The sequence below is a fragment of the Microbacterium sp. SWDP-B6 genome, assembly GCF_059803615.1.
The window spans coordinates 1-25,264 of record NZ_JAPFGV010000009.1; the positions used below are offsets into that span (position 1 = coordinate 1).

Here is a 25,264-nt window from a genome sequence, read left to right on the forward strand (position 1 = left end):
CCCCCCCCATCCCGAGGCATGGAGGTGACGCTGCTGAATCGCGGTCAGTCGCGCCGGGAGCCCGCGGAGGGCGTCGAGGTGCTGACGGCCAACATCACGGATGCCGCCGCGGTCGACGCCGCGCTCGCCGGGCGCGAGTTCGACGTCGTCGCCGACATGATCGCGTTCACGCCTGACCAGGTGCAGCGCGACATCGACCGCTTCGAGGGTCGCACGGGGCAGTACGTCTTCATCAGCTCGGCATCCGCCTATCAGAAGCCCGTCGCCCGCCTGCCGATCACCGAGTCGACGCCGCTGCGCAACCCGTACTGGCAGTACTCGCGAGACAAGATCGCGTGTGAAGATCTGCTCACCGCCGCCTATCGCGACCGCGGCTTCCCGGTCACGGTGCTGCGCCCCTCGCACACCTACGACAAGTGGACGATCCCGGCGTTCGGCGGATGGACGGCGATCGATCGCATCCGCCGTGGCCAGGAGATCATCGTGCACGGCGATGGCACGTCGCTGTGGACCCTCACCCACTCGAGCGACTTCGCCGTCGGATTCGCCGGGCTGCTCGGCAACCCGCTCGCCTACGGCGACACTTTCCAGATCACCAGCGACTTCGTCTACACGTGGAACGAGATCTACTCGATCCTCGGACGCGCGGCCGGGGCCGAGCCGAAGATCCGCTATGCCACAAGCGCGGCGATCGAGGATGCCGCACCGGATCGCGCCGGTCAGCTCTCGGGCGACATGGCGCACTCGGTCGTCTTCGACAACACGAAGATCCGCCGGGTCGTGCCCGACTTCACCCCCGTCATTCCTCTGCACACGGCGGCGCGAGAGATCATCGACTGGCACGACGCGCACCCCGACCTGCAGCGGGTCGACCCTGCCGTGAACGCCCTGTTCGACGGCCTGCTCGGCTGACGCCGGATCAGCCGGCGGCGAGCACGGCGAGCACGTTGCCCGCGGGGTCCTTGAACCAGGCGATATCGGGCCCGCGGTCCGGGCCGCCCCGAAGGATGCCCTTGTCGTCGGTGTCGAACTCCGAATCGTCGTAGATCTTCGTCACGACCCCGCGGCCGTTGAGCTCGTCGACGGCGGCCTCGACGTCATCCACCGGGAAGTTGAGGATCGTGAAGCTCGCGGGCTCGTGGTTCGGTTTGGCGTAGACGAGGATCGACCCGCCCTCGGGCAGGCTGATGTCGAGGAACCCCATGGCGTTGGTGGTGACGTCCATGCCGAGGGTGTCGCCGTAGAAGGAGCGGGCGGCATCGATGTCGTCGACGCTGAATCCGCTGAACGCGTGTGCTGTCTGAAAGGCGGTCATGGGTTCAGCATGCGCCGCTCCCGGCGAGGTGTCCAGACCCTATGGCCGCACCTGGTTCACGAGACCGTCGCCGGCGAGCAGGCGGGTGACGTTGTCGTCGACGAGCCGGGCGGCACCCACCGGCCGGTTGCCGGCGATGTGCGGTGTGATGAGCAGGTTCGGCGCCTCCCAGAGCGGATCGGATGCCGGGAGCGGCTCCGACTTCGCGACGTCGATCGCTGCGGCGCGCAGCTGCCCTGACTCGAGTGCCGCGATCAAGGCGCCCTCGTCGACGGTGGCACCCCGACCCACGTTCACGAACACGGCACCGGGCTTGAGCGCGGCGAACACCTCGGCGTCGAACAGATCGGCGGTCTCGTCGGTGGCGGGCAGGATCGACACCAGCACGTCGGTGTCTGCCAGCACATCGGTCGCATCGGCATCCGCGTGCACGTCGAAGCCCGACCGCTCGCCGGCGGTGCGGGCGATGCCCTGCACCTCGGCCCCGAGTGCGGTGAGCGACGGAGCGAGCGTCGAAGCGATCGATCCGAAGCCCCAGATGGTCACCCGAGCACCGGAGAGCGTGTGCAGCGCCCGGGTCTCGGCAGCACTCTGCTCGTCGATGAACTCGTCGTCCCAGCGGTGCTCGCGCTGGGCGTCGCGCAGGCGGTCGAGTCGGCGCACCGCGCTCAGGATCAGCGCCAGGGCGTGCTCGGCGACCGGACCGTCGTGCAGCGAGCGACCGGAGCAGATGCGCACGTCCGCCGCGAACCCGGCGTTCAGCACCGCGTCGGCTCCCGAGGCCAGAGCCTGCACGAGCTGCAGCCGGGGGAGCACGCGAGCTGCGTGCTGCAGCCACGACGAGGAGTTGTGCCAGACCACCAGCACCTCGGCGTCGCGGTGCTCATCGGGGACGTCCGCGTCGATGTCGTAGACGACGGTCTCGACGTCTGCTGTCAGCGGCAGCGCGATGGTGTTCGGGATCAGGATCTTCATGTGCGTCTCCAGTTCACGGCGGTCAGCGGGGGGGATTCGGTCGACTCGCGCCAGATCACGGTGAGCAGACCGTCGGGTTTCGTCGGCGGCTCTCCACCGCGCACGGCGGCGATGAGGCGATGCATCGAGTAGGCCCCCAGTCTCTCGCGGTCCTGCGAGACGCTCGTCAGCGAGGGCACGAGGAACGCGCTCTGGGGGTGGTCGTCCCACCCGGTGACGGCGACGTCGTCGGGCAGCGTCCATCCGCGCCTGGTCGCCGCGCGGATGGCGCCCGTCGCGATGACGTCGTTCGCCGCGATCACGGCCAGGGGCGGTGCATCCGACGGCAGCGCGTCGACGGCGGCCTCACCGGCGCTGCCGCTCCACTCGTCGCCGAACACCCCCAGTGACTCGAGTCCGAGTCGGGCGATCGTGTCGAGATAGGCGGCGCGGCGGGCTCGCGCCGACGGGAAGTCGTCGGGGCCGGCCAGGTGCACGAATCTCCTGTGGCCCTGCTCGGCGAGTCGCTCGATCATCTCGGCGATCGGACGGGAATCGGTGAACTCGCCGGTCATGTGCATGGCGTCGTCGAACTCGCCCACCGACAGCACGACGGGCCCGCCGCCCCCGTTCGTGTCAGTGAAGGGGAGCGGGGTGAATGCGAGCACCCCCTCGTACTGACCGGAGTCGACGAGCTCGGAGAGGCGCTCGTCGCGGGCCGTCGGGTCCTCGGGCAGGCTCACGACCTCGACGACGTAGCCCTCCTCGCGGGCGGCGGAGATCGCACCCGACAGCAGGGTGAGCGGGTTCATGGTGGCGATCGGCACGACGACCGCGAGTCGCCCGGTGCGGTGCGTGCGCATGGAGCGGGCGGCGAGGTTCGGCCGGTAGTTCAGCTCGGATGCCGCTCGCATCACCCGGTCTCGGGTGGCCTCCGAGATTCCGGCGCGCCCGGTGAAGACGAAGGACACGGTCGACTGCGACACCCCGGCGAGGTGTGCGACGTCATGGCTCGTCGGCCTCTTGTCCACGGCATCCGTCCTTTCCGGGCTTGACGTGACGGGTGTGCCTCTCGATAGTATCTACTACGTCTTAGTAATACGTAGTAACACCTCATTGAGGAGGCAGCGAATGCTCAGGATCGGCATCATCGGCACCGGCGGGATCGCCGACGCGCACATCCGCGGATACCTCGCGTTCCGCGACGAGTGCGAGGTGGTCGCGCTCGCCGACGTGATCCCGGGCAGGGCGCCGCAGAAGGCCGAGTCCTTCGGACTCGCGGATGCGGCGACGTTCGACGATCCGCTCGAGATGATCGCCCACGCGGACCTCGACGTCGTGAGCATCGCGACTCCGCCGTCGACGCACGCGTCGCTGGCGATCGCCGCCCTCGACGCGGGGATCCACGTGCTCGTCGAGAAGCCGATGGCCCCCTCGCTCGAAGAGTGCGACGCGATGCTCGCGGCACAGGAGCGCTCGGGCAGAGTGCTGTCTGTCGTCGCGCAGAACCGGTTCCGTGACGACCTCGCCGCGTTGAAAGACGTCGTCGACTCCGGTCTGCTCGGCTCGATCTCGCACGTGCGCGTCGACTCGGCCTGGTGGCGAGGGCTGCCCTACTACGACCTCTGGTGGCGCGGTACGTGGGAGAAAGAGGGTGGCGGATGCACGCTGAACCACGCCATCCACCACATCGACCTGCTGCTGTGGCTGCTGGGGACTCCGACCGAGATCACCGCCATGCTCGCCAACGCGCAGCACGACAACGCCGAGGTCGAGGATCTCTCGGTCGCGATCTTCCGGTACGACCGCGGCCTCGCCCAGCTGACCAGCTCGGTGGTGCACCACGGCGAGGAGCAGGCGATCGTGATCCAGGGTGCGGATGCGCGGGTGTCGCAGCCGTTCTCCGTCGTCGCAGAGCAGTCCCGGCGCGACGGATTCCCCGAAGAGGGCGGAGCTCCCGACGCCGTGGCGCGCATCGAGGCTCTCGTCGCGGGCCGCACACCGCTCGCGCATCTCGGCCACGAGGGTCAGATCGGCGATCTGATCGCCGCGATCCGCGACAGCCGGCCGCCGATCGCCGGGGGTCAGGACGGCCGCAATGCGGTCGAGGTGGTCACCGCCATCTACAAGGCGGGGTTCGAACGCCAGTTCGTGTCGCTGCCGATCGCCGCGTCCGACCCCTACTACCGAGCCGGGCAGCTGGTCGCGCACGCTCCGCACTTCTTCGAGAAGACCTCGTCGCTGGTGGAGGCGGCATCGTGACCGCATCCTCGTTCCCGGGTGGCACCTCGCTGTCGCATCTCGACGTGTATGCCGATGCCGCGCCCGACGGCATCTGCGGAGGGAGCCCCCACATGCACCTCGTCTCGACCGAGGCCTATGTCGTGATCTCGGGTGAGGGCGCGCTGCAGACGATCGACGCCGACGGAGTCCGTGAGACGACCCTGACTGCCGGGTCGGTCGTGTGGTTCACCCCCGGCACGATCCACCGCGCCGTGAACCGCGGAGACCTGCGCGTGGTCGTGCTCATGAGCAATGCCGGGCTGCCCGAGGCAGGCGATGCCGTGCTGACCTTTCCGTCCGACGTCGTCAGCGACCCCGACGCGTATGCCGCAGCGGTGTCGCTCGGGGACGACGACGGCGAACGCGCAGTACGAGCCGGACGACGACGCGACCTCGCGGTGACGGGGTTCGAGACGCTGCGGGACGCCGTCGCCGCCGGCGACCGCACCGCTCTCACCGCCTTCCACGATGCTGCTGCGGCGCTCGTGCTCGACCGTGCCCGGACATGGCCCGACCTGGTGCGAGAGGGCCCACTGGCTCAGGCCGAGCACTCGCTCGCGCTCGCCGAGGCGGTGGCATCGGGCTCTGTGGCGCATCTGGCCGACGCCCGCGTGCACCGGGCCGCACCCTCGGTGGGAGAGCGCGCATTCGGCATGTGCGGACGCCTGCGCACCTATAGCGTGAACGATGGTGGCGTGAACGATGAGGAGACCCTGCGATGACCCGCACCTACACCTTCGATCCGCTGCCGGAGCCGGTCGTCGGCCCCGGTGAGTTCGTGTTCGCCGCCGTGGGGCTCGACCACGGCCACATCTTCGGCATGGTCGAGCAGCTTCTCGAGGCTGGCGCCACGCTGTCGCTCGTCTACGACGCCGACCCCGCGAAGCTCGCCGACTTCGTCGAGCGGTTCCCGCAGGCGCGGGCGGCCGCCAGCGAGCAGGAGGTGCTCGACGACCCGCACGTGCGACTCGTCGCGAGCGCGTCGATCGCCAATCAGCGGGCTCGGCTCGGTGTCCGCGTCCTCGACGCCGGCAAGGACTTCTTCGCCGACAAGCCCGCGATCACGACGATGGACGACCTCGCCGCGGCCCGCGAGGCCGTCCAGCGCACCGGGCACAAGTTCGCCGTCTACTACGGCGAGCGGGTGCATTCCGAGGCGGCGATCCTCGCCGGCCAGCTGATCGATCAGGGAGCGATCGGAACCGTGCTCCAGGTCGCGTCGTTCGGCCCTCATCGCATCGGCACCGGGCGCCCCGACTGGTTCTACGACCCCGAGCAGTACGGCGGGATCATCTGCGACATCGGCAGCCACAACTTCGAGCAGATGCTCTACTACACCGGCGCGACGGACGGAGAGGTGGTCAGCTCGACGGTCGCCAACTACGCGCATCGCGAGACCCCGGGGCTGCAGGACTTCGGCGATGCACACGTGGTGCTCGACAACGGCACGACCGGCTATGTGCGCGTGGACTGGTTCACCCCGGCAGGACTGGACGTCTTCGGCGATGGGCGCACCGTGCTGCTCGGCACGGACGGGTACATCGAGCTGCGCAAGTACACCGACATCACGACCGACAACGGCGGCGGTCAGGTGCTGCTCGTCAATCAGGACGGGCAGTTCCGGTTCGATGCGACGGGCAGGACGGGGTTCCCGTTCTTCGGCCGGCTGATCCGCGACTGCCTCGACCGCACCGAGCATGCGATGACGCAGCAGCACGCCTTCGCCGCGGCCGAGCTGAGCATCATCGCCCAGCGCGACGCTCGGGTGCTCGCCGGCTGACCGCATCCGCATTCGGCATCCGCATTCGGCATCCGCCTTCGGCATCCGCTGCCTCGCGCGTGGTTCGCAGTACGCGTCCGACGCAGTCGCCACCGGTTCGGGAGGAGTACTGCGCCTCGGGAGGACGGATGCCGTTCACGGCTCCTCCCGAAGCGCAGATCTCCTCCCGAGGCGCACATCTCCTCCCGAGGGGCTGTCCTCCCGAGGGGCAGGTGCGCAGGATCAGTCGACGATCAGAGCAGCCTGGCGCGCAGCGCCGAGCGCCACGTACTCACCGGGTTCCGGCACCTCGACAGGGAGACCCAGGATCTCCGGCGCGACGCGGCGCACGGCCTCCGACTGCGCGCCGCCGCCGATCAGCAGGGCGCGCTCGAGAGGGATGCCGAGGTCGCGCAGCGCGTCGAGGCCCGCGCCCAGTCCGCGCAGCATCCCCTCGACCGCAGCGCGTGCCAGGTTCTGCCTCGTCGTGGATGCCAGTGTCATGCCCGAGAGGGATGCCGTGGCATCCGGCAGGTTGGGTGTGCGCTCGCCCTCGAAGTAGGGGAGCAGCGTGAGTCCGTCCGCGCCCGGCGTGGCCTGCAGAGCGAGATCGCTGAACTCGTGGTGCGTCACACCGAGCAGTGCTGCCGTCACGTCGACGACCCGGGCCGCGTTGAGCGTGGCGACGAGAGGGAGGAAGTTGCCCGAGGCATCGGCGAACCCTGCCACAGTTCCGGTCGCATCGCTCAGCGGGGTGGTGCTGATCGCACACACAGTGCCGGATGTGCCGATCGACACGACCACATCCCCGGGCACGGCGCCGAGTCCGAGTGCGGCAGCGGCGTTGTCTCCGGCTCCGGCGCCGACGCGCCGACCATCGGCATCCGTCGTCCACTCGTCGTGTGCGAGCACCCGGGGCAGGATCGCATCGTGCCCCAGAGCGGCGACCAGCAGCTCACGGTCGTACTCGCCCGTCGACGGATTCCAGTAGCCGGTGCCCGACGCATCCGACCGATCGGTCACGAGCTCGTCGAGCACCGGGTTCTCGGGGCCGAAGCCGCGCAGGCGCCACGTCAGCCAGTCGTGCGGAAGAGCGACCGCGGCCACCCGTGCCGCGTTCTCGGGCTCGTGATCGCGCAGCCAGCGCAGCTTCGTGATCGTGAACGAGGCCACGGGAACGAGCCCGGTGCGCGCGGCCAGCTCGGTTGCCCCGTACTCGGCGATCAGATCCGTCGCCGCGCCGGCGGAGCGCGTGTCGTTCCACAGCAGTGCATCGCGGATGACACGGCCGGATTCGTCGAGCGCCACCAGGCCGTGCTGCTGCCCGCCGATCGACCAGGCCTCGATCTCGTCGAGAGAGCCGGCCTCCGTGATCGCGGCGTTCAGGGCACGCCACCAGGCCTCGGGGTCGACCGACGTCCCGTCAGGGTGCGTCGCTCGACCGGCGCGGACGACCGCTCCGGTCGCCGTGTCGACGACGACGGCCTTGCAGGACTGGGTCGACGAGTCGACCCCGAGAACCAGCGGCATGTCGATCAGCGAGCGCCGAGCAGGTGCTCGGTCGCGAGCTGCTGCAGTCGGACGAAGCCGAAGCCCTTGCCGCCGAAGTAGGAGTTCGCGTCGAAGTCCTCGTATGCCGAGCGGTCGGCGAGGAAGTCGTCGTAGCTCTCTCCGGGGCTGAGGGTCGGCGTCGAGAGCTCGTCGACGCGAGCCGCCGCGAGTGCCTCCTGCACCTCGGGGTCGGCGCGGAACGCCGCAGCGCGCTCCTTCAGGAGCAGGTAGGTGCGCATGTTCGCGGCCGCAGAGTCCCAGACGCCCTTCTCGTCTTCGGTGCGGCTCGGCTTGTAGTCGAAGTGGCGAGGGCCGTCGTAGGCGGGCACTCCGCCGGGGCCGCCGTTCTCGAGCAGGTCGACGAGCGAGAAGGCGTTGTGCAGGTCGCCGTGACCGAAGACGAGGTCCTGGTCGTACTTGATGCCGCGCTGACCGTTGAGATCGATGTGGAAGAGCTTGCCGTGGAAGAGCGCCTGCGCGATGCCGGCGGTGAAGTTGAGTCCGGCCATCTGCTCGTGACCCACCTCGGGGTTCACGCCGACGAGCTCGGGGCGCTCGAGCGAATCGATGAAGGCGATCGCGTGTCCGAGGGTCGGCAGCAGGATGTCGCCGCGCGGCTCGTTGGGCTTCGGCTCGATCGCGAACCGGATGTCGTAGCCCTTGTCGGTGACGTAGTCGCCGAGCAGGTTCACGGCCTCGCGGTAGCGCTCGAGTGCCTGGCGGATGTCCTTCGCGGAGTCGTACTCGGCACCCTCGCGCCCACCCCACATGACGAACGTCTTGGCGCCGAGCTCCGCGCCGAGGTCGAGCTGGCGGAACACCTTGCGCAGGGCGTACCGGCGCACATCGCGGTCGTTCGACGTGAAGCCGCCGTCCTTGAAGATGGGTGCGCTGAACAGGTTGGTGGTGACCATCGGCACGACGAGGCCCGTGTCGTCGAGGGCGCCCTTGAGCCGGTCGATCTGCGTCTGGCGCTCGGCGTCGGTCGATCCGAAGGCGAACAGGTCGTCGTCGTGGAAGGTCAGACCGTAGGCGCCGAGCTCGGCGAGCTTCTCGACGGCGTGCACCACGTCGAGCGCGGGCCGGGTGGGGCCGCCGAAGGGGTCTGCGCCGTTGTAGCCGACGGTCCACAGGCCGAAGGAGAACTTGTCATCGCGGGTGGGGGTGCTCATGGCTGCTCCTGTGCAGGTCATCGAATAAGTTGTGCTTGACAACATATCTCATGACAGGGGGCGCGTCCACCCCCTACAGTGAAGGGATGCCGTCGCAGTCGAGCCCCGCGCTGGGCACCCGCCCCCACAATCTCTCCCTCATCCTGCGGCTCGTGCACGAGAACGGCGCCCAGTCGAGAGCAGCTCTCACCGAGCAGACGGGGCTCAACCGCTCGACGATCGCCGACCTCGTCGCAGAGCTCGTCAGACGGGGGCTCGTCGACGAGCGGGTCCCGGACGTCGCCGGTCGCGTGGGTCGACCGTCGCCGGTCGTGACTGCCTCTGCTCGCATCGTCGCCATCGCGGTGAACCCGGAGGTCGATGCGATCGAGATCGCTGCGGTCGGCCTCGACCGCAGCATCCTCGTGCGCGAACGCCTGCCGAACGAGACGGTGCCGACACCCGGAGTCGTCGCGGCGACGATCGCCGAGCGCATCGCCGCATGGCGCGAGGGGCCGCTCGCCGATACGCGGATCGCGGCCATCGGCGTCGCCGTGCCCGGTCTCGTGCGCGCCTCCGACGGGGTCGTGCGCAACGCGCCGCATCTGGGCTGGACCGACGTGCCGCTCGCCGACCTCGTCTCCGCGGCCACGTCGTCTGCCGCCTTCGTCGACAATGATGCGACGCTCGGGGCCATCGCCGAGCACCGCTACGGCGCCGGCCGCGGCATCGACGACGTCGTCTACCTGAACGGAGGTGCGTCGGGCATCGGCGGCGGCCTGATCGTCAACGGCAAGCCGGTCGCCGGCGCGGGCGGATACGCGGGGGAGTTCGGCCAGAACAGGCCGCGGATCTCTGCAGACGCGGATCGCCGCACCGCCGATGGCGTGCTCGAGGCCGAGGTGAGTCGCCGTCTGCTGCTCGACGCGGTGGGCCTCGATACGGCGGATGACGAGACGCTCGACGCCGAGCTCTCGGAATCCGGATCGGCGGTGGTGGCTGATGAGATCACGCGTCAGGCGCGTGTGCTCGCGGGGGCGCTGGCCAACGCCGTCAACGTGCTCAACCCCGCTCTCGTCGTGCTCGGAGGGTTCCTCGCGACGATCGCCGATCTGAGGGCGACGCAGATCGCGGACGACGTGCGAGCGCTGGCGATGCCGGAGAGCGCGGAGACGCTCGAGATCCGTCCTGCCGCTCTCGGCGCCGACAGGCTGCTGATCGGCGCGGCCGAACTGGCCCTCGCCGACCTGCTCGCGGATCCGGGGGAGCGCAGCTGACCTCGCGAGGCGACTGATCGGATCCGACGCGGAAAGTCGGGTCGCGGCACACCCTCGGATCGCACGATGGTGAGGAAAGGAGGACCTCATGATCGGAACGCTCAACGCACTGGTCGATCTCGTCGAGGCCGACGCCGCAGACGAGATCGACGTCGCCGGGTTCGCTCGTGTCCACGGGACGACGGAGTACCACCTGCGGCGGATGTTCTCGGCTCTGGCCGGGATGCCGCTGTCGGAGTATGTCCGCCGCCGCCGGATGACGCTCGCCGGAGCAGAACTCGCCGCCGGCGCCCCGAACGTGCTCGATGTCGCGGTGAGACACGGCTACGGCTCGAACGAGGCGTTCGGCCGCGCGTTCCGCGCCGTGCACGGGATCAGTCCGGTCGACGCGCGCCGCGACGGGGGTCCTCTCCGCACACAACCCACGCTCCGGTTCCGCCTGAGCGTCGAAGGGAGCACCCAGATGGACGTCACCATCACCACCACCCCCGAGCTCGTGCTCGTCGGCCACGCCGCGCGAGTGCCGCTCATCCACGAGGGCGCGAATCCGCACATCCAGGCGCACATCGCCTCGATCGCACCCGAAGAGCATCTCAGGCTGAAGGCGATGAGCGACGCGGAGCCCGGCGGAATCCTCGCCGTCACCGGTGATGTCGCACCGGACGCGCCGGAGGGGACGGAGCTCACCTATCTGCATGGCGTCTCCGTGTCTGCATCCACCGTGGTTCCCGACGACCTCGACGCCATCCGGGTCGAGGCGGGCGCGTGGGCGGTCTTCTCCGCGTCAGGTCCGTTCCCTGAGACCCTGCAGACCCTCTGGGCGGCCACGGCGACCGAGTGGTTCCCGTCGAACCCCTGGCGGCTGCGCCCTGGTCCGTCGATCGTGCGGTACCTCGAGTTCACCGGCTCGCACGCGTCGTGCGAGCTCTGGCTGGCGGTCGAGCCGGCGTGACGCGACTCGGGTGGGCGGCACGTACTGTCGCGCCGCCCACCCGATGTCTGCGGCCCGTGCGACACTGTGGCGACGGTCGGATGCCGATGCCGCCGTGAGAGGACCCGCGATGGCGCTCGATCCCAAGAAGACCCTCGACGCCTATCGGGCGAAGCGCGGTGAGTTCCGCATCCTCGAGGTGCCCCCGATGCAGTACCTGATGGTCGACGGCGCGGGCGACCCGAACAGCGCCCAGGCGTATCAGGATGCGGTGTCCGCCCTCTTCCCCGTCGCCTACACGCTCAAGTTCGCGAGCAGGGAACAGCTCGGGATCGACACGGTCGTGATGCCTCTCGAGGGGCAGTGGCACGCACCCGACATGGAGTCGTTCACATCGCGCCGCGACAAGTCGGCGTGGGAATGGACGCTCATGATCATGGTGTCGGAGCACGTCACCCGCGAGATGTTCGATCGCGCGGTCGACACGGTCGAGGAGAAGCTCGCGAGGAAGAAGCAGGCATCTCCCGCGCTGCGGTCCGTGCGGCTCGAGACGCTCGACGAGGGACTGTGCGTGCAGACCCTTCACGTCGGCTCATACGACGATGAGGCCCCGGTGCTCGACGAGCTGCACCACCGGTTCATCCCCGAGAACGGTCTGGCCATGACGGGGCTGCACCACGAGGTCTACCTCAGCGATGTCAGGCGCGTCGATCCGTCGAAGCTCCGGACGATCCTGCGCCAGCCCGTGGAGCGCACCGGCTGACGAGTGTCGAGCGCGCTCCGCGCAACCCCTCCGGCGTTCTTCGTGGCGGGGGATATCCTGCTCGGATGACCTCAGCGAAGGGTGCCGCGCGCACCGCGCAGCGATCCGATGCCTTCCGACGGGTGGCGCGGGCAGGTTTCGTCGTGGTCGGTCTCGTGCACATCATCATCGGGGCGATCGCCGTCTCCATCGCCACAGGCGGCGGCGGCGACGCCGACCAGGACGGAGCGATGGAGCAGATCCGCTCGACCCCCGTCGGCGGGCTGGTTCTCGGGCTGGTCGCGGTGGCGCTGGTCGCCCTTGCCGTGTGGCAGATCGCCAGCGGGCTCCTCGCCCGCGGCAAGGAGCCCCGCAAGTGGGGGATGAGGATCAAGCTGATCGGCATCGCGGGCGCGTACCTCGTGATCGCCGGCCTTGCGCTGATCTTCGCCTTCGGAGGGCACGTCGAGTCCGAGACGACGCTGCGCGCCCTCAGCGCGGTGATCCTCGGTGCTCCCGGCGGGATCGTGCTGCTCATCATCATCGGGCTCACCGTGGCGGGTGTGGGTGTCGGGTTCATCGTCATCGGCTTCACCAGGGGCTTCGAGAAGACGATGGATGTTCCGGAGGGGCCCTCGCGGCCCGGGATCATCGCCCTCGGCATCGCGGGCTACATCGCCAAGGGCATCGCGATCACCGTGACTGGCTTGCTGTTCGTCGTCGCGGCGTGGACGCAGGACCCCGAGAAGGCTGCCGGCCTGGATGGAGCCCTGCGGAGTCTGATCGACCTGCCCCAGGGCCGCGCGATCCTCTGGCTCGTCGGGGTCGGACTCGCGATCTACGGCATCTTCTCGATGGTCCGCGCGCGCTTCGCACGGATGTGACGCTGCGCCTCAGCCGTTAGCGGGCTTCTCGCTCCACAGCAGCAGGAACGCGCCGAGGCCGATCATGAGCCCACCTCCGGTGGCGCCCATGGCCTCGACGCGGCGAGGAGATCGACCGAACCACTCACGGGCGCCGCTGGCGAGCAGCACCCAGATCGCATCACAGGCGACACCGATCGCGACGACGATCGCGCCGAGCACGAACAGCTGCATCGGCACCGACCCCGCGTGCAGGTCGACGAACTGCGGGAGGATCGCCAGGAAGAAGGCGATCGACTTGGGGTTGGTGACGCCGACGACGAAACCCTCGACGAGCAGCCGCACGCCTGATCGCCTCGCCACCGGCCCGGTCATCGTGGCCGCGGAGTCCTTGCGATGCCTGATGGCCTGGATGCCGAGGAACACCAGGTAGCCGGCGCCGAGCACCTTCACGATCGTGAAGAGCACGATCGACTGCGCCACCACCGTGCCCACCCCCAGCGCGACGCCGACGACCAGCACGATCGACCCGAGCGCCGTGCCCAGGATGCTGAGGAACCCGCCGAGCCGCCCCAGGGCCATCGCTCTGCCGATCGTGAAGAGCACCGTCGGCCCGGGGATCACGACCATCACGAACGCGGCCACGACGAAGGTCGCAAGGGTCTCGGCGCTGAACATGCTGCGAGCTTAGGGCAGGCCCGCGGAGACCCTCGAAAAGTTTTTTCTCGCGCCCGTCATAAAAACTCCGCATCCAGGTCTGGGTATGTGACAGGCAGCTTCTGCTTCCTGTTCGCACTGGGGACACACACGACTTTTCGGGGACAAGGCATGCGCCTCTCCTGCTCGCCGTACGTGGCGGACGGGATCGGCGCGCCGGGATTGGGACATTCATGAGCATTCGCTCGCACCACCGCACGACGGAGCGGTCATCACGCTCCGGAGTCGCGCCTCGCCGACGGGCGATGACGCGGCTGCTCGGCGTGCTCGCCATCGCCGGCGTGCTCGTCGCCGGCGCGACTCTCGCCCCCAACAGCGGCATCACGGCCGCGGCGACGGTGCCTGGCACTCCTGGCACCCCGCAGCCGGGCACGCCCGTGTACACCGAGAACTTCTCGAACCAGAACGCGTCGCTCCTGCCGATCAGCATCCTGAACTACACGGGTGGCGCGGCCGCGGCCAACTCGACGTACACCGCCTCGACTCAGTACACGCCCGCCGGCAACCAGTGCAACGGATGGGTCATGAGCAGCGTGACCCCGACGGCGCCCGTCACCGATGTCGGCTGCCTCAACAACCCGACCACGACCTGGCCCACGCTTCAGCAGATGGCGGCGGCACTGGGCACAGCGCAAGGGCAGACGGCGGCTCAGGCCGCGACGAACCAGGTGCTCACCTCGTACACCAACGCGACGAACGGCGTCATCGCCGCCGGTACGCAGTTCCGCACGGTCAACACCATCCCCGCGGTCGCCGGACACTACTACGCCGTGTCGGCGTACTTCGCCGCGGTCAACTGCCCCGCCGCCGGTGGTGCGAACCAGCCCAAGGAGACGTTCAGCCTGATCGTCAACGGCAACCCGATCGTGCTCAGCACGGGTCTGAACCCCTGCACGAACAACACCTTCTGGGGCACGCAGACCGCGAAGCTGCAGTCTGCTGCCTATCAGGTGCCCGTCGGAACCACGGCCAACCTCGGCCTGACGCTGTTCAACGCGACCGCCACGGGTTCGGGCAACGACGTCGCCTTCGACCTGCCGCAGATCGTCGATGTGACTCCTCAGCTCGACAAGGCGTTCAGCCCGACGGTGATCACGAACGGCTCGACCTCGAAGATGACGCTCACGGTCACGAACACGAGCGACCTCATGGCCAAGAACGACTGGTTCATCACCGACGCGCTGCCGGTGAACCTCAAGATCGCGGCGGCGCCGAACGTCGGCGGAACCTGCGTCCAGCGCGCCGGTGCGGCCTATGCGGTCACGGCACCCGCAGGCGGAACCTCGGTGTCGGTCACCGGCGGCGACCTCGCCTTGGGCCAGGCCTCGTGCACGATCACGGTCGACGTCACCTCGACGGTCAACGGCACCTACATCAACGGCCCGGCCAACATCACGACGAACCTGAACCCGCCGGCCGACGCCTCGCTCGAGGTCATCCAGCCGTCGATCGACATCGTCAAGAGCATCACCGCCGTGAACGGGGTCGCCGTGACCAGCGACACCGACCCCGACAAGGTGTACACCAAGGTCGGCGACGTCATCACCTACTCCTTCGTGGCGACCAACACGACTCCCAAGGCACCGACCAACACGACACTCAGCACCAACCTGACGAATGTGCGCATCACCGAGGACGCGTTCTCCGGTGTCGGTGACATGAGCGCCCTGACCTGCGTTCCGCCGCAGGGCTCCACGCTCGCCAGCGGCGCCAAGATGACCTGCACGGCCACCTACGTGGTGCAGCAGGGCGACATCGACAACGCACCGCTGACGAACGTCGCACGCGCCACCGGAACTCCGGCCGTCGGCCCCACCGTGACCGACACGGACGACGAGATCATCCCGGCCACATGGACGCCCGAGATCGTGCTCGACAAGACGGCCTCGGTCGTCGACGTCGACCAGGACGGCGTGACCGGGCTCGGCGATCACATCATGTACGCGTTCGACGTCACCAACACCGGCAACGTCACGGTCGCGAACATCACGGTGGTCGACGACCGGCTGACGCAGCGCAACATCACCGTGACGTGCACGCCCACGACCATCGCGCCCACTCAGGTCTCGCACTGCATCGCGAATGCGCCGTACGTCATCGGACAGGCCGATGTCGACGCGAAGAAGGTCATCAACACGGCCTACTCCACGGGAACCGACCCCAAGGGCGGCCCGGTGCGCTCGAACAACGACAGCACCGAGACGCCGATCGAGCCGTTCCGCATCCCGTTGCAGATCGAGAAGGTCGGCGAGGCATCCGCGAACACGTGGGTGCGCATGGACGGCTCCTCGTTCGCCGTGCTCGCCGACGCGAACGGCGAGCCGGGCACCGCGCTGCCGTTCACGATCGACGGCATCGAGACGGGACTGTTCCAGATCGACAGCATCCCCGCCGGCACGTACTGGCTGAGCGAGCTGACGGCACCAGACGGATTCAGCCTGCTCGCAGCGCCGGTGAAGTTCACCATCAACCCCGACCGCACCGTGAGCATCACGGCAGGCGGCGACGCGGCGGTGACCGCCACAGGCCAGATCATCACGGTGCGCGATGTTCCGGCGATGAGCCTTCCGACCACCGGGGGGACGGGCGCGCTGCCCTACATCCTCGCCGGTTCCCTGACCGTGTTCGGCGCGGGCGCGCTGGCCCTCTGGGTCCGCAGACGTAGTGCACGTGCCGACGCCGATGACCCGCAGATCTGATCTGCACTTCTCACCGACCACCATCTGTACACCACCAGGGCGACCTGGCCACCGAGAGAGAGACACAGTGAACACTCCCAACAACGGACGCGGATCCCGCGTCGCGGCAGGTCTGCTCGTCGCAGGCGTCGCCGCGCTGACCCTCGCAGCACCCGCAAGCGCTGCGACACCGAACCTCGTCGACCCGGATGCTGTCGGTTCGCTGACGATCCACAAGTTCGAGGCGCCTGAGACGCCGACCGGCCTGCCGAACGACGGCACCGAGCAGAACGTCGCACTGGCACCGCTGCCCGGCGTGGGCTTCACGGTCTACAAGGTCGACACGATCGATCTGACGAGCAACCAGGGCTGGATCGACGCGAACGATCTCGCCGACCTCGACCCCGACAGCGTCGCCGACATCACCGCTGCCGGCTACACGGCCAGCGCGGTCGGCGGTCAGACGCTGACCGACGCGAACGGCGAGATCGCTCTGGCGAACCTCGACCTGGGTCTGTACTTCGTGGTGGAGACCGCACCGCTGGCGGGCTCGACCGGTGTGGCGCCGTTCCTCGTGACCGTGCCGTTGACCGATCCGGCCGATGACAGCAGCTGGCTGTACGACGTGCACGTCTACCCTAAGAACGCCCTGACCGAGGCGACCAAGACCGTCGAGGACTCGGAAGACGTCAAGCTCGGCGACGAGATCGACTTCACCATCACGGGTGACATCCCCAATGTCGCCGTCATCGACGGCTACAAGATCGTCGACACGCTCGACGACAAGCTCGACTACGTCAGCGCCGCTGTCTCGCTCGTCGACGGAACCCCGCTCGCCGCGGGCGACTACACGATCGTGCACGACGCCGCGACCAACGCGGTCACGGTCGAGTTCACCGCGTCGGGCCTCGCAGTGCTCGCTGCTCACCCCGCGACGCAGGTGCAGGTCGTCGTCACGACCGAGGTCAACACGGTCGGCGAGATCGCCAACACGGCAGTGCTCTACCCGAACGCCGGTTCGTACACGGTTCTGCCCGGTGAGCCCGGCGGACCCACGGTCACCCCTGAGGTCATCACCAAGTGGGGCGACATCACGGTCGAGAAGACGGACAAGGCCGGCGCACCGCTCACCGGCGCCGTGTTCTCGGTGTACCCGACCGAGCAGGACGCGATCGACGGCACCAACGCCATCGCCCTCGCCGGCTCGACGGAGTTCGCGGTCGCCGCTGACGGCACCGTGACCATCTCGGGTCTGCGCTACTCCGACTGGGCGGACAACGCCACGGTGGCAGTGGGCGAAGACGGCTACCAGTCGTACTGGCTCGCCGAGATCGTCGCACCCGACGGATTCGAGCTGCTCGCGGCTCCGATCGAGTTCACCGTCACCGCAGCCACCACGGCCGTGGGCGTCGACCTCGAGGTCGTCAACGTTCCCTCTAACGCCGGCTTCACCCTGCCGCTGACCGGTGGCACCGGCACGACCCTGTTCCTCGCCGGTGGCGTCATGCTGCTCGGTGGAGCGGTCCTCCTAGCCATCCGCAGCCGCCGCAAGGCCGCAGCACAGGCGTAACCCGAAGACCGGCCGTGCGGGGGAGGTGAAGACATTCCTTCCCCCGCACGGCCCACTCGTCTTCACCTTCTTCTTCCCCTTCTTCGATCAGAGAGCGCAGCATGACCCTCATCGACGCGTCCACACCGGATTCTCCGACGCGACCCTCCACGCGTGCCACCGCGCACAAGGCGCGGTGGGGATGGAGCCAGTCGATCGTCATGCTCATCGCGACCATCGGCATCGTGGTGCTCGTCTATCCGACCGCAGCCTCGTGGTTCTCCGCGTGGAGTCACGACACCGATGTCGACGGCTACGTGCAGTCCGTCGAGCAGATTCCCGATGCGGCCGTCGACGAGATGCTCGCCGCGGCCGACGAGTACAACGAGAACCTGCCGACCGGACCGCTGCGTGACCCCTATGCACTCGGCGCTGACGGTCAGCAGACAGCGATCGGGGAGGGCGCGTCGGCATACTTCGACACCCTGAGCGCCGACGGAACAGACACGATGGCACGGATCCGCATTCCGAGCATCCACGTCGACCTGCCGATCTTCCATGGCACCGACGAAGAGACACTGTCGCGCGGGATCGGGCACCTTTACGGATCGTCCCTCCCCGTGGGCGGCTCGGGCACCCACTCGGTGCTCACCGGGCACAACGGCTTCGTGCAGGCAACCCTCTTCGACGACATCGACGAACTCGTCGAGGGCGACATCATCGTCGTCAGCACCCTGGGCCGAGACCTCTACTACGAGGTCGACCAGACGAAGACCGTTCTTCCGAACGATGCCGAGGATCTGCGCCAGGTCGTCGGCAAGGACTACCTGACGCTCGTCACCTGCACGCCCACGGGCGTCAACACCCACCGTCTTCTGGTGCGCGCCGAGCGCATCGACGCTCCCACCGAGGAATCCTCCGTCACCACGATCGCGGATACGACCGACCCGGCGGGATTCCCGTGGTGGGCACTGCTCGTCGTCGGGGTCCCGGTGCTCACTTTCATCGTCGTCATGCCCCGGCGCGGGCGCAAGAACCGCAGCGGCCGACGAGCCACGCATCGTGCCGCTGAATCCGACTCATGACAGTCGACATGACAGTGGACCGCACCGACTCGAACCGAGGAGCTTCCGGTGGGACTGTTCCGAGTCGCCGACCGCGGCGACGATTCGGTCTGTTGTTCGCGAGCATCGTGCTCGTCGGACTCGGGATGTCCTTCCTCTCGGCATCCGTGTTCGCCCCCGATCTCGTGGACAAGGTGACCGGTGACGTCAAGGTCTCGGTGCTGAAGCAGTTCCATCAGATCTTGGCCCCCGACGAGCTGCCGTCGATCCGGCTCGGGGGTGAGGGCGGGATGGTGGAGCTCGACCACTGCGACGGCACGTTCACCGAGATGGTCAGTTATCGGATAGACGACGTGCTTCCGCTCTTCGCCGCCCACAACAACTGCGGAGGCGACGTGATTCTCGGGTGGGATCTCGGTCAGCGCGTCATGGTCGAGGGCTCTGACGTCGTCTACGAGGTCGTCGAGGAGAGGCACACTCCGAAGTGGTCGAACGTCGAGGCGCTCGTCGGCATGACGGGCGAGTTCATGGTGCAGACCTGCTTCTACGGCGAGAACAGGATGCGCTTTCTGTCGCTCGCACCCGTGGGTCCGGCGGGGAGCGTCGACTGATGTGCCTTTCGTCGAAGAAGTCCGGTGGACCCCGTCATGTTTTCCGGTCATATCGGTCTTGTAGGTATGGCCATCGGCCTCGCGTCGGGTTCCCGGCCGACGCCCGCACAGCAGAGATCGACCGCTCCCCGGCCGAACCCTCTCCCCGCGGAATCGACCCCTACGAGGGTCCGAGGGACGAGGCATCCCCACTGCCTCGTCCCTCATTCGTCTCCGGCGCTCCCCGTGAGACGCCGGTCCTGACAGCATCCGGAGCAGCATGACTCTCGGCACGCACATCGATGGTGAAGACGACATCCCGGGTGAACCATCCGATGCTCAGATCATCGAGGCCGTGCGCGGCGGGGACATCGGTGACTTCGCGCTTCTCTGGCGCAGGCACGTCGAATCGGCTCGACGTGCGGCCAGGGCGATCTCGCCGTCGTCGGATCCCGACGATCTCGTGAGCGAGGCCTTCGCGTCGATCCTCCGGGTGACGAAGGCGGGCGGTGGACCGAGCGACGCCTTCCGGCCCTATCTTCTCGCCACGTTGCGCAACACCGCCGCCCGCTGGGCTCGGAACGGGACCGCGCTCTCGATCGACCTGGTGTCAGAGCGCGACCTGTCAGCGGAGGACGGCGACGCCTTCGAGCGCATCGCCGAGCGGTCCAGCATCGCCGCGGTGTTCGGCACGCTGTCGGCGAGGCACCGGACCCTGCTCTGGTATCTCGAGGTCGAGGGGATGAAGCCGAGAGAACTCGCGCCCCTGATGGGAATGACCTCGAACGCGGTCTCCGCCCTGGCCGCACGGGCACGCGACAGCTTCCGTCGAGCCTGGCTGGAGGCGCACATCCACGACCCCTCCCGGTCGGAGGAGTGCCGGTGGTTCTGCGAGCGCGTGGTGGCCAGGCGAGAGCGCTCGATGGGTGCCGGCGACGCGGACCGATTCAGCGAGCACATGAACACGTGCGGCGGATGCCGGATCGTCGCTGCGGAGATCGACACCGTCTCGCAGCGGCTGCGTTCGATCCTGCCCGCGGCACTGCTCGGCGGCGCGGCGGCGGCGATCTACACAGGCGATCGGACGGCAGAGGCCCACGTCATGGGGGCGGCCCCGTCGGTCGGGTCAGCCGGGGCGTTCCGGACGGACGGTGGGGCATCGTTCGGCGCCGGCACTCCTGCCGCCGCGCACGGAGCAGCATCGGCGGTTCCGGCCGGAGGCCTCGCGGCGCTGGCGGCCACCGCTGTCGTCGTCGTCGGCGCTGTCATCTTCACCGGCAGCGTGCTGACTCTGTCCGCCGGGGATTCCGACCGCACCGCACTCCCTTCGTCGTCGTCTGAGGTGACGATCGCGGGTGAGGCCGGTCCGGTTCTCAAAGAGCTGCCCCACCTTGTGGTCCTGCCGCCTGCGGCCGAACCGACGCCCGAGGCGCAGCCGGCACCGGAGCACGAGCCGGCGCCCGCACCGGAGTCGATGTCGGATTCGACGGAGAGCGATCCGCGTGAGAGCTCGGCACGAGTCACGGAGGAGGGCCACCCGCTGGTTCCGGGCAGCGATGGCACTCCGGTTCCCTCGGCAGTCGCGCCCGAGACGACGGGGCCGACCGAGGGCAGCGAGGAGGCATCACCTCCCATCGACGCACCGGAGTTTCCCATCACGAAGTCGATCGCGCAGAACTCCTTGATCCCGGATCTGCTGGAGGGGATCGGCACTCCCGGCGCGATCATCACGGTCGTCGACGAGAACGGTGTCGTGCTGCATAAGGCGATCGTCGATGAGTTCGGCGCGTTCGTGCTCGACGTCTCGGGCGAAGAGACTCACCAGGGCATGACGCTCAGTGTGAGGCAGCAGAACGCCGTGACCGGAGTCACCGAGTGGGCGGAGGACGTCGGGCCGCTGACCTTCGCGACGCCGACCATCGCGCCCGCCGACCCAGACACCTGCCCCGGGGTCTCTCTCGGCGCTGTGAGCTGCCTGCATCTGCGCGCAGAGCCGGATGCGTGGGTCGAGCTGCTCGATGGTCAGGGGCGGTCGCGCATGGTGTGCCTTCCGGCCGCAGCTCGCGACGGGATCGTCATCCGCTCCGGGGCCGATGAGCCGTTCGTCGCCGCCCGATATGTCGACCCGACGACGAAGCGCGCCGGCGTGACCATCCTGCTGCCGGCGGCCATCGAATGAGCGCTCAGTCCGTTGTGCGCGAGTCGGCTGACAGACGGAGCCAGAGCCAGAGCCGAGTGTCGGGCGAATCGAGATCGATCGCCAGCTCGGTGCGCACGACATCGAGCCGGTACCGGACGGTGTTCTGGTGAACGTGCAGCGCATTCGCCGTCTCGCGGACGCTGCCGAGCTGGTCGAGGTAGACGCGCATGGTGCGCGTCAGATCGGTGCCCTGCGCCGCGTCATGTGCGGCGAGGATGCTCGCCGCATCGCCGACCGCGGCGTCGAGACCCTCGATGAGATCGCCGACCTGCAGGATGGCGAGGCGATCGCGCATCTCGTCGAAGGTCGCGACAAGGGCGTGACGGTCTCTGTCATGGCGCGGCGAACTCATGAGCGCGCCGGCGACGGCTCCGGCCTCGCGGTACGAACGAGCGATGCCGTTGATGTCGTTCGCACGCCTGCCGATGCCTGCGATCAGCGCGTTGTCGACGCGGACCATCGCCTGGGTGAAGGTCTCGGCCGCTGCCTGGTGAGGGCCGGGGATGAGCGTCACGACCTGGGAGCCCACGATCGCGCTGTGCGAACCCGGGAACGCGGCGCTGGACACGCTGATCGCCAGATGGAGCACGCGGTGCAATCCACGCACAGCCTCGACCTCGTCGAAGGTGTTCACCCGCAGGCACACGACGGTGCAACCGGCCTCGGGTCGGAGAAGCAGCTGCGAGGCCGCGCCGCGGGCAAGCCGACGGTCCTCGAGAAGCGTTCGGAGAAGCCCGGAGGTGCGCTGGTCGCGGTCGCCCGCGTCCTCGCGTGCGCGCAGCAGATGCTGGGCGACGATCGGCTCCATCTCCTGCAGCAGATCTCGGGTGTGGGCGGCGTGCGACGGGTCGACCTGGATCACCCAGAGAGAGCCGAGCAGTTCTCCGGACGCCCTGACGGCGATCCCGACCCGGCCGAACAGGTCGGTGCTCGAGGGGAAGTGCCGCGCCTCGGTGGCACGGAGCAGCGATCGGTAGCGGGAGTCGGACGTGATCGAGATGTCCTCCTGCAGCAGGAGAGTGGTGCGTCGTCGTGCGTCGTCGATCGGCTGCTCGCTGTGCGTGGAGTACCCCACGACCTGGCCCGCGGAGTCGACGATGCTGACCGCTCCGCCTGCCAGGGTGGCGACCGCGTCGGCAAGACCGAAGAGATCACCCAGTCGCACGCCGGTGACCTGCCCGATCGAGTGAGCACCCAGCAGCGACCGCAGGACGTTCGCGAGCTGCGCCCAGTCTCCCTCGCCGTGGCGGAGCACGGCGAGGGCGGGGTGCTGATCGGTCGACGTCCAGTCCCGAGGATCGTCGTCCATGGGGGCACGCAGCACGAGAGCGGACGCCCCGGCGTCGGCCAGCTCGGCTGTGAGCGCCGTCACGTGACTCGATGCGACGCCGGCACCGAGCACGATCCGGTCGATGTACGCGGGGGCCGGTGTCGACGGATCGTAGAACTCCACTCCGGCGAACGTCCTCGAGTCGAAGCGGGCGCTTCGGGCAGCCGTGAAGAGCCGCCCGCCACTGACCCGCAGCGCGTCTCGCAACGTCGGATCTGCGGGGTGTACCTCCGAGGGTGCCATGGAACCTTCTCTACTCGCCGCGGAGAACTTTCATACGAATCTACATACCGGTCAGATCGCTGGATCGCAAGGCTGGTAGTGAGAAATCGAAAGGGAACCCAGTGAACAACCCGCCCGTTGCTCCTGACTCGATGCGCGCCCCCGGGGCCATGCCGTGAGCGCCTCGACTGTGCGCGAGCGGCGCATGCGGACCGCCTCCGAGGTGAGCGACGACGAACTCGTGCTCGCCACCCGCGCGGGGGACAGCAGGGCGTTCGGCGTGCTCTGGGATCGTCATTCGCCGGCCGCACTTCGCGCCGCGCGTTCGATCACGAGCTCCATCGATCCGGAGGACCTCGTCAGCGAGGCATTCGCCAAGACTTTCAGCGCGATCCGCAACGGCGGCGGTCCGACCGACGCCTTCCGGCCCTACATCTTCGCTGCCGTGCGCAGTGCCGCGGCCACCTGGGGAGGCAAGCAGAAGGACGTCGTCGCACTCGAGTACATCGACGAGCTGCCGGTCGAGCACGCCGACGACTCGCTCGACCTGCTGTCGGACAAGGCGCTGCTGACAGCGGCGTTCAAGGATCTCCCCGAGCGATGGCGCACCCTGCTCTGGTACCTCGAGGTCGAGGGCATGAAGCCGCGAGAGATCGCACCGCTCATGGGAATGACCCCGAACGCCGTCTCGGTGCTGGCAGCGCGGGCGAGGGAGGGGTTCAAGCTCGCATGGCTGCAGGCGCACATCACAGAACCCGGACGCGACCCTGAATGCCGGTGGGCGTGTGAGCGCATCGTGGCGCAGGGACGGAAGCGCCATGTGGCGCGCGCCGACCGCGCGCGCTTCGACGCGCACCTCGAACGCTGCCCACGATGCACGATGGCCAGTGCCGAGATCGAGCGGGCTTCGTCGAAGCTGCGGGCCGTGCTGCTGCCCGTGGTCATCGGCGGACCTGCGGCGGCAGCCTATTCGGCCGGATCTCCGGCGCCCGCCATGGCGGCTTCGATGACGGGCTGGATGCCCCGAGGAAGGTCGCAGTGGCTCGTGGTCGGCGGATCTGTCGCCGCGGCGACGGCGGTCGTCGCGGTCGCGGCGGTCGCCACGCAGCTGGCGCCGGTCGGATCCCCGGATGCCGACGAGTCGTCCGCACTCGTCGTCGCATCGCCGGCTCCGATCGAATCGCCCGCATCGGCTGTGGCTCCGGCACCGGTCGATTCCCCGGCACCGGTCGCATCTCCGGAACCGACCGAACCTCCGATCGAGGCGGAGCCTCCTGTCGAACCGCAGCCGCCCGCGTCGGTCCCTGAGGCGCAGCCCGATCGCGAGGCCGTCGAGGACCCGATCGCCGTGCCCCCGGCGCCCGCGGACACCACCGAGCCTTCGACACCGGGGGACGTGCGCACCCCACCCCCGGTACGACCGCCGTCGGCCCCCGCGCAACACCCTCCGGTCGTCGAGCCTCCCGTCGTGGACCCGCCGGTGGTGGACCCTCCGGTGGTGGACCCTCCCGTCGATCCGCCCGTGACGATCTCCTGGAGCATCCTGCCGACCACGGCCGTTCCGCCGGTGATCACCGGCACCGGGACGCCGGGTGCAGCCGTCGAGATCGTCGATGAGACGGGCCGCGTGATCGCCACGACGGTCGTCACTGCGGACGGAACGTTCTCGGTTCGTCCCGACGTCGAGTTCCTTCATCAGGGCATCTCGATCTCGATGCGGCAGACCTCGCCGACCACAGGCGAGCAGACGGCGAGCGAGCCGACCGGACCGGTGTACTTCCCCGTCCCGGGACTTGCTGAGGACTCGGACGGGGTCATCTCGCGCACGGATTCCGACGGCGACGGGAGGCGCGATGACCTCGCGCTCGATGTTCGGGGCATCGCCGGGTCGACGGCATCCGTATCCGTCGACGGGGGTCCTGCGTCGACCGTGGTGCTCACGGGCGCGTCGACCATCGTGTCGTTCGTCGATATCCGGCCGGGACTCCATCGGGTCACGCTGCGCTATGTCGACCCGGCGACGGGGACGTTCGGGTTCGCAGATACCGACCACATCCTCGTGGTGCCCTGACCGACTCCTCTGCGCGA

The 25,264-nt window shown here is 68.7% G+C and carries 21 protein-coding genes; 14 read left to right on the forward strand and 7 right to left on the reverse strand.

The window, feature by feature from the left end; genetic code table 11:
- Positions 1–24 precede the first annotated feature (24 nt).
- Positions 25–912, forward strand: a complete 888-nt coding sequence (locus tag OPU70_RS12265) for an NAD-dependent epimerase/dehydratase family protein (protein ID WP_498557913.1) — start codon at positions 25–27, stop codon at positions 910–912.
- Positions 913–919: 7 nt separating this feature from the next.
- Here OPU70_RS12265 and OPU70_RS12270 read toward each other — a convergent pair whose 3' ends face one another.
- Genes OPU70_RS12270 through OPU70_RS12280 form a run of 3 tightly spaced genes read right to left on the reverse strand, consistent with a single transcriptional unit; the run spans position 920 to position 3,300 of the window.
- On the reverse strand, positions 920–1,315 hold the full coding sequence (locus OPU70_RS12270) for a VOC family protein (protein ID WP_042537065.1): 396 nt from the start codon (positions 1,313–1,315) through the stop codon (positions 920–922).
- Between the two features lie 39 nt (positions 1,316–1,354).
- Positions 1,355–2,290 (reverse strand): NAD(P)-dependent oxidoreductase, encoded by a 936-nt coding sequence (locus OPU70_RS12275; protein WP_498557914.1) that lies wholly within the window; start codon positions 2,288–2,290, stop codon positions 1,355–1,357.
- Entirely contained in the window at positions 2,287–3,300 is a 1,014-nt protein-coding gene (locus OPU70_RS12280; RefSeq protein ID WP_498557915.1) for a LacI family DNA-binding transcriptional regulator, read from the reverse strand. Before OPU70_RS12280 ends, OPU70_RS12275 begins: the two co-directional genes overlap by 4 nt.
- 100 nt (positions 3,301–3,400) lie before the next feature.
- Here OPU70_RS12280 and OPU70_RS12285 point away from each other — a divergent pair, with 100 nt between their 5' ends.
- From OPU70_RS12285 to OPU70_RS12295, 3 genes are read left to right on the forward strand one after another with little or no spacing between them, the layout of a single operon-like run.
- Positions 3,401–4,531, forward strand: a complete 1,131-nt coding sequence (locus OPU70_RS12285) for a Gfo/Idh/MocA family protein (RefSeq protein ID WP_498557916.1) — start codon at positions 3,401–3,403, stop codon at positions 4,529–4,531.
- A complete protein-coding gene (locus OPU70_RS12290; RefSeq protein WP_498557917.1) occupies positions 4,528–5,274 on the forward strand; it encodes a cupin domain-containing protein in 747 nt (248 codons plus the stop codon). Before OPU70_RS12285 ends, OPU70_RS12290 begins: the two co-directional genes overlap by 4 nt.
- Positions 5,271–6,332: a Gfo/Idh/MocA family protein gene (locus tag OPU70_RS12295; protein ID WP_498557918.1), complete on the forward strand. Its 1,062-nt coding sequence runs from the start codon at positions 5,271–5,273 to the stop codon at positions 6,330–6,332. The genes OPU70_RS12290 and OPU70_RS12295 overlap by 4 nt, the downstream gene beginning before the upstream one ends.
- A gap of 222 nt (positions 6,333–6,554) precedes the next feature.
- On the opposite strand, the gene xylB is transcribed toward OPU70_RS12295, so the two are convergent.
- Together xylB and xylA are read right to left on the reverse strand one after the other, a co-directional pair.
- Complete coding sequence (gene xylB / locus OPU70_RS12300) at positions 6,555–7,841, reverse strand: xylulokinase (protein WP_475433744.1); 1,287 nt, start codon at positions 7,839–7,841, stop codon at positions 6,555–6,557.
- A gap of 5 nt (positions 7,842–7,846) precedes the next feature.
- Positions 7,847–9,034: a xylose isomerase gene (gene xylA / locus OPU70_RS12305; protein WP_498557919.1), complete on the reverse strand. Its 1,188-nt coding sequence runs from the start codon at positions 9,032–9,034 to the stop codon at positions 7,847–7,849.
- 86 nt (positions 9,035–9,120) lie between these two features.
- Here xylA and OPU70_RS12310 point away from each other — a divergent pair, with 86 nt between their 5' ends.
- From OPU70_RS12310 to OPU70_RS12325, 4 genes are all read left to right on the forward strand, one after another.
- Positions 9,121–10,290, forward strand: a complete 1,170-nt coding sequence (locus OPU70_RS12310; protein ID WP_042537082.1) for an ROK family transcriptional regulator — start codon at positions 9,121–9,123, stop codon at positions 10,288–10,290.
- An 88-nt stretch (positions 10,291–10,378) separates the two neighbouring features.
- Entirely contained in the window at positions 10,379–11,242 is an 864-nt protein-coding gene (locus OPU70_RS12315) for an AraC family transcriptional regulator (protein ID WP_475433748.1), read from the forward strand.
- Positions 11,243–11,351: 109 nt separating this feature from the next.
- Positions 11,352–11,984, forward strand: a complete 633-nt coding sequence (locus tag OPU70_RS12320) for a GyrI-like domain-containing protein (RefSeq protein WP_475123433.1) — start codon at positions 11,352–11,354, stop codon at positions 11,982–11,984.
- A gap of 65 nt (positions 11,985–12,049) precedes the next feature.
- Positions 12,050–12,847, forward strand: a complete 798-nt coding sequence (locus OPU70_RS12325; RefSeq protein ID WP_042537090.1) for a DUF1206 domain-containing protein — start codon at positions 12,050–12,052, stop codon at positions 12,845–12,847.
- Between the two features lie 9 nt (positions 12,848–12,856).
- Here OPU70_RS12325 and OPU70_RS12330 read toward each other — a convergent pair whose 3' ends face one another.
- Positions 12,857–13,504 carry a LysE family translocator gene (locus OPU70_RS12330; RefSeq protein ID WP_475433751.1) on the reverse strand — a complete coding sequence of 216 codons (648 nt, stop codon included), beginning with the start codon at positions 13,502–13,504 and terminating at the stop codon, positions 12,857–12,859.
- A 212-nt stretch (positions 13,505–13,716) separates the two neighbouring features.
- Here OPU70_RS12330 and OPU70_RS12335 point away from each other — a divergent pair, with 212 nt between their 5' ends.
- The 5 genes from OPU70_RS12335 (at position 13,717) to OPU70_RS12355 (ending at position 21,603) form a co-directional block, all read left to right on the forward strand.
- On the forward strand, positions 13,717–16,242 hold the full coding sequence (locus OPU70_RS12335; protein ID WP_498557920.1) for a prealbumin-like fold domain-containing protein: 2,526 nt from the start codon (positions 13,717–13,719) through the stop codon (positions 16,240–16,242).
- Between the two features lie 67 nt (positions 16,243–16,309).
- A complete protein-coding gene (locus OPU70_RS12340; protein ID WP_228385647.1) occupies positions 16,310–17,791 on the forward strand; it encodes a SpaH/EbpB family LPXTG-anchored major pilin in 1,482 nt (493 codons plus the stop codon).
- Between the two features lie 101 nt (positions 17,792–17,892).
- Positions 17,893–18,855 carry a class C sortase gene (locus OPU70_RS12345; RefSeq protein ID WP_475433755.1) on the forward strand — a complete coding sequence of 321 codons (963 nt, stop codon included), beginning with the start codon at positions 17,893–17,895 and terminating at the stop codon, positions 18,853–18,855.
- 92 nt (positions 18,856–18,947) lie between these two features.
- Positions 18,948–19,445, forward strand: coding sequence for a hypothetical protein (locus tag OPU70_RS12350; protein WP_498557921.1), 498 nt, complete (start codon positions 18,948–18,950; stop codon positions 19,443–19,445).
- A gap of 259 nt (positions 19,446–19,704) precedes the next feature.
- A complete protein-coding gene (locus OPU70_RS12355) occupies positions 19,705–21,603 on the forward strand; it encodes a sigma-70 family RNA polymerase sigma factor (protein ID WP_498557922.1) in 1,899 nt (632 codons plus the stop codon).
- A 4-nt stretch (positions 21,604–21,607) separates the two neighbouring features.
- Here OPU70_RS12355 and OPU70_RS12360 read toward each other — a convergent pair whose 3' ends face one another.
- On the reverse strand, positions 21,608–23,197 hold the full coding sequence (locus tag OPU70_RS12360) for a PucR family transcriptional regulator (protein ID WP_498557923.1): 1,590 nt from the start codon (positions 23,195–23,197) through the stop codon (positions 21,608–21,610).
- Between the two features lie 154 nt (positions 23,198–23,351).
- Here OPU70_RS12360 and OPU70_RS12365 point away from each other — a divergent pair, with 154 nt between their 5' ends.
- A complete protein-coding gene (locus OPU70_RS12365; RefSeq protein ID WP_498557924.1) occupies positions 23,352–25,247 on the forward strand; it encodes a sigma-70 family RNA polymerase sigma factor in 1,896 nt (631 codons plus the stop codon).
- The last annotated feature ends 17 nt before the right edge of the window (positions 25,248–25,264 follow it).